Source organism: Thioalkalivibrio denitrificans, from assembly GCF_002000365.1.
Lineage (GTDB): Bacteria > Pseudomonadota > Gammaproteobacteria > Ectothiorhodospirales > Ectothiorhodospiraceae > Thioalkalivibrio_A > Thioalkalivibrio_A denitrificans.
The window spans coordinates 1-4,872 of sequence record NZ_MVBK01000113.1 but is presented as its reverse complement, the minus strand read 5'-3'; the positions used below and the strand labels follow the sequence as shown (position 1 = coordinate 4,872).

Sequence of the window (4,872 nt, the reverse complement as noted above, 5' to 3'; positions counted from 1 at the left end):
CTCCCCCATGATGGGGAGGGGAAGAAAACAAAGCATTGAGGGCGAGGTAGGCAACGACAGGGAACCATGGTGTCGAGATGGATTCAGCCAGGTGAGATATGCGGGCTGCGCCTGGCCACAAACAACAGCAATACAAGGAAAAACAGCAGCACCAGCCGAGGCGACCAGAACACGCCGCTGAAGACACCCACGGTCAGCACACCCGTCATCGACGCCAACGCACCCAACGCCAGCGGATCGGCGTCCAGCGTACGCCGCAGGAGGTGGAGCCAGGCGATCACCGTGAGAAGCACGAATCCGATCAACCCCGGCCAGCCCTGATCGAACAGGATCTCCAGCCAGACGTTCTCCACCCGGAAGGCATCCAGCGAATCTGACGTGAAATACCAGTGGTCCGCGCCGCGGGAGAAATCCCCGTTGCGCAGCAGCTCCCGCCCGCGGTCGTCCCTGAGCGTCACCTGCGCGACGCCCACCAGCGAATCGCGGCGCATGTTGGACAGCGCCAGCGTGATGCCCCGGCGGGCAAACCAGGGCCCGATGCCGAGACCGCCGCTGTTGAACGCCCATTCCATCTCCTGCCATTCGCCGCCGGTATCCGGGATCTGCAAATTCGCGCGCCGGCACTGGAACGAATGCTTGATGTGCTTCTCGCACACGAACAGACCCAGCACCGCCCGGCCGTCGCCGCGCACGCGAACGCGCAAGACGTGATCGGTGTGCTGCGCCATGCGGATGCGCTGGTTCATGTACAGGGAATCGCCGCTGCCGAGACGCAGGACGATCTCGCCCGGCTCGATTTCCGCGAAGGCAAAATTCAGCGGAATCCTTCCCTCGGGGTTGCGCAATTGGAAATACCCGGGAAAGCTGCCGGGCCCCTGTCCCAGCAGGCGCGCGGCGAGACCCGGGTCGCGCAGATCCAGGGCCTGTTGCCACAGATCCCGGCGGAACTCGAGATCCTGCTCCACCTGTCCCAGACGCCGCTCCGCGAAACCGTCGCCCACCTGCCCCCAAAGGCCCGCCACCAGTGCCACCGGCAGCACGGCACTGAAAAACCACGCCACACGCTCTCCGCCCTCAGTGCGCAGGGCCTGGACCAGCGCACCCAGCACCAGAAGCGCACCCATGACACCGAGCCCCAGATAGCCCGCCCGGGAATAGGTCATGAACAACCCATAGACCCCCGCCGCGAGCACACCGACCGCCAGCGGCCAGACCCACCAGCGGCGCATGCCCACGGCCCAGATGAGCGCGAAGGGCAGCGCCATGAGCAGATAGGCCTCGATGCTCGGGCCGCCCACGTGCATGTCGGCAAACAGCCCCGTCACGCGATAGCCGCTGTCGAAGTTGAACAGTCCCGGATAGGTCGTGCGTTCCCAGAGCAGGATCGCGGCCAGCCCGGCGAGCCCCAGCGTCATGCCGGGCAGAAAGCGCCGTTCAAGCAGCGCGGGCAACAGCATCCCGGAACGCGATACCAGCAGGTAAAGCACGATCGCCCATGCCAGCCCCTTGGCCACGCGCAACCCGTTCCACGGGCTCGTGTAATCGACAAACGCGTTCAGTGTCACGGACGGCAGGGGCCACAGCGCGGCCCCCAGGCTCACCACCATGGACGCCGCGAACAGGCCCAGGGCCCACGTGAAACCCCGATGCAGCATGACCCGGTGCTGATCATCCGGTCGATGCGCCAAAAGCATGAAGACCGTGACGGCCAGCAGCAGATCAAATTCGTCCAGGAACAACCGCCCGGACCACGGCGCCAGAAACAGCACCGGCAACGCCGCCGGGACCACCAGCGCCCAGACATGCGGCCAGCGCCAAAGCAGCGCCGCGTACAGCGCCAGGCCCATCGCAAGCCACACGCCCGCCACCGGCCACGTCAGAGCGTAGAGACACACCAGCGCCACCGGCACGAGCAGCGGCCAGCGCGGACCACCCGCAGGAACCGGCTCCGGCTCGTCAGTTCGCTCTGAAGATCGCCCCACCGACCATGTGCCGGGCCTCGACGCATCGCCGGGTACAGGTTCTTCCGCATACTCCGTCTGTGCGCCCGGAACCACCCACCACCACAGCCCCGCGTACACCATCCCGGCACTCAATGCGGCCAGGATCGGCGCCGACGTATCCGGACGCACGCCCACCAGGAACAGCTTGCTCAGCTCAAGCAACAAAGCGATCAGGGCCGCCGCCAATGCGGCAGGCATGCCACGATGACCCTGCGGCCCGCCCCGACCGCGAAGGTCCCACAGCCAGAACCCCAGACCGACGAAGGCATAGAGCGCCAGGTGCATCAAGACGCTCTGGATCGCCGTGGCCTCGGCCACGAAGTAATGGTAATAAAGCGGCAGCCAGCGCATGGTCTCGAACTGCGCCGCCACCTCCTCCCACGACGAGATGCCGCGCGCCCCGGCCAGCACCATCAGCGCAGCCAAGACCAGATAGAACGGCAGCGCCATGATCACCAGTGGACGCAGGTTGGCGTGAATGTCCCGCCAGGGAATGCGGCCCCGCACGATCCACAGCGCCGCGCCCAACGCCCCGCCAAGCCCCCGCAGGAGCACGGACACGCCCTCTGCAATGCCGGACACCGTGAGAAACTGTCCGACCTCGATCAGGACACCCAGGGCCAGACCGGCGGCAAAACCCGCCATCAGCCGGCGCCACGCGCTTCCCGTCAACCGCCACGCCACCCACAAGCCCAGCGGCGCCACCAGCAGCACCTCGAGCCCCCGCATGGCGATACAGCGAATCCCCCACCAGCAACCGTCGGGCGCCGTCACCCAGCCCCAATGGGTCGAAGCGACTTTCGATGCCAACTCCCTGGCCGCGACGATGAAATCCAGAGGCAGCAGGCTGGCAAACACATACGCCGCCACCCAGATCGCCACCCAGGTACCGACCTGCCCGCGCCGATGAAGCAGTTCCCGGAAGGAATAGCGCACCACCGGAACCCGCGACACCAGCCACCCCAGCACGCCGACGACCCCGCCGGTGGCATTGGCGCTGATGTCCGTCAGCGACGGACCGCGATTGGGAATCCAGATCTGTAAGAACTCGACCGTGGCCGTCACCGCCGCGCAGAAGAGCACCACAGGGACCGCCCCGAGCACATGCAACCAGGGACTGCGCACCCTGTGCAGCCACCACGCCGCCCAGAAAAACCCCAGCGGCACGAACATGAGCACATTCGAAGCCCATTGCTGCCGCGCCCGCGGACCGCTGCCGTCGAAACGGATGTTCTGGTAACGCTCCCAGGCCTCCGCGAGCGTAGTTGGCGCGCTGAAGTCGAACGGCAGCAGGGTGAGATAGACCACCACCCCCAGGTAACCCAGGGCCGCCAGTCGCCAGGTACGTGTGGAGATGGGGTTCAAGACGTGAGAAGCAGTAAGTGGATCCTTGGCGCCTGATTGTCAGCCTGCCACAGCATAACCGGGTTTGACTGGGCGGCAGTAACAGAAGCCACCCTCACCCTGCCCTCTCCCTGAGGGCGAGGGGAAAACCCCAGGACCCAACCCCTTGCCATCCCCTCCCCCGCCTGCGGGGGAGGGCCAGGGTGGGGGCCGCCCATGCTTCGTGAAACCACCACCCTTACCGTCCACAGCCAGGACCTCGTGCCCGCCGAGCCGATGCGGTCCAGGCCGGTGAGCATCATCGACCTCCCGGGCAAACCTTGAGGGCCCATTCCTCGAGGGCTATCATGCCGGCCACGGGACATCATGGAAACAGGGAAAAGGGGTTCAGGGAATGAGCCGCAACACGAAAGGACACGATCACGGCTACAAGCTGCTGTTCAGCCACCCCGAGATGGTGGCGGATCTGATCCGCGGCTATGTGCGCGAGCCCTGGGTCGAACGACTCGACTTCTCCACATTGCACCGTGTCGGCAACGGCTACGTCAGCGACGACCTTCGCGAGCGCGAGGACGACGTGGTCTGGCGGGTGCGCTGGCAGGGAGACGGCCACTGGCTCTACATCTACCTGCTTCTGGAATTCCAGTCCCGGCCCGACCCGTTCATGGCGCTGCGGATGCTCACCTACGTGGGACTCCTTTACGAGGACCTTCGCAAGGGCGATCAGCTGACACCCTCGGGAAGACTGCCGCCGGTGCTGCCGGTGGTGCTCTACAGCGGAGACCGGCGCTGGGGTGCGGCCACCGACGTGGCTGATCTGATCGAGACCATTCCCGGCGGTCTGGAACATTACCGGCCGCAGATGCGTTACCTGCTGCTCGATGAGAGCCGCCACCGGGACGACCCCCTCCCGGAGGTGCGCAATCTGGTCTCTGCGTTGTTTGCCCTGGAGAACAGCCGGGAGCCCAAAGACATCGAGCGGGTGCTGTCGCGGCTGGTAGCGTGGTTGGGGCTGCCCGAGCAGACAGGGCTGAGGAGAAGCTTCACGGTATGGATCAAGCGGGTGCTGTTGCCGGCGCGGGTGCCGGGTGTAGACTTTGAACAGGTGTTGGATCTTCAGGAGGTACGCAGCATGCTGGCCGAGCGAGTAAAGGAGTGGACAATGGACTGGAAGCAGCAGGGTATCGAGGAGGGCCGCGAGAAAGGTCTCAAGGAAGGCGAGGCTGCCGTCTTGCTACGCCAGATCGAGCGCAAGTTCGGCGCTGAGGCGGCCGAGGCCCATCGAGCCCGGATCGACCAGGCGGACGCCGACACGCTGCTTGAGTGGTCGGAACGTATTCTCACCGCCGAGCGGGTGGAAGAGATCTTCGACTGACGGGTGGGAACTCCTCCCGGTCCCACATCTTCGCCTTCCACTTGAAACCACCCTCACCCTACCCTCTCCCTGAGGGAGAGGGGAAAACCGAAAGGCCGTGTTCCCCTCCCCCGCTCGCGGGGGAGGGCTGGGGTGGGGGCCCGCCGCAGC

The 4,872-nt window shown here is 65.8% G+C and carries 2 protein-coding genes; one reads left to right on the top strand and one right to left on the bottom strand.

Annotation, left to right across the window (positions count from 1 at the left end):
• Positions 1–83 precede the first annotated feature (83 nt).
• Positions 84–3,368, bottom strand: a complete 3,285-nt coding sequence (locus tag B1C78_RS15605; protein ID WP_077280096.1) for a VanZ family protein — start codon at positions 3,366–3,368, stop codon at positions 84–86.
• A 373-nt stretch (positions 3,369–3,741) separates the two neighbouring features.
• Between B1C78_RS15605 and B1C78_RS15595 the strand changes: the two genes are divergently transcribed.
• Positions 3,742–4,722, top strand: a complete 981-nt coding sequence (locus tag B1C78_RS15595) for an Rpn family recombination-promoting nuclease/putative transposase (protein WP_077280094.1) — start codon at positions 3,742–3,744, stop codon at positions 4,720–4,722.
• The last annotated feature ends 150 nt before the right edge of the window (positions 4,723–4,872 follow it).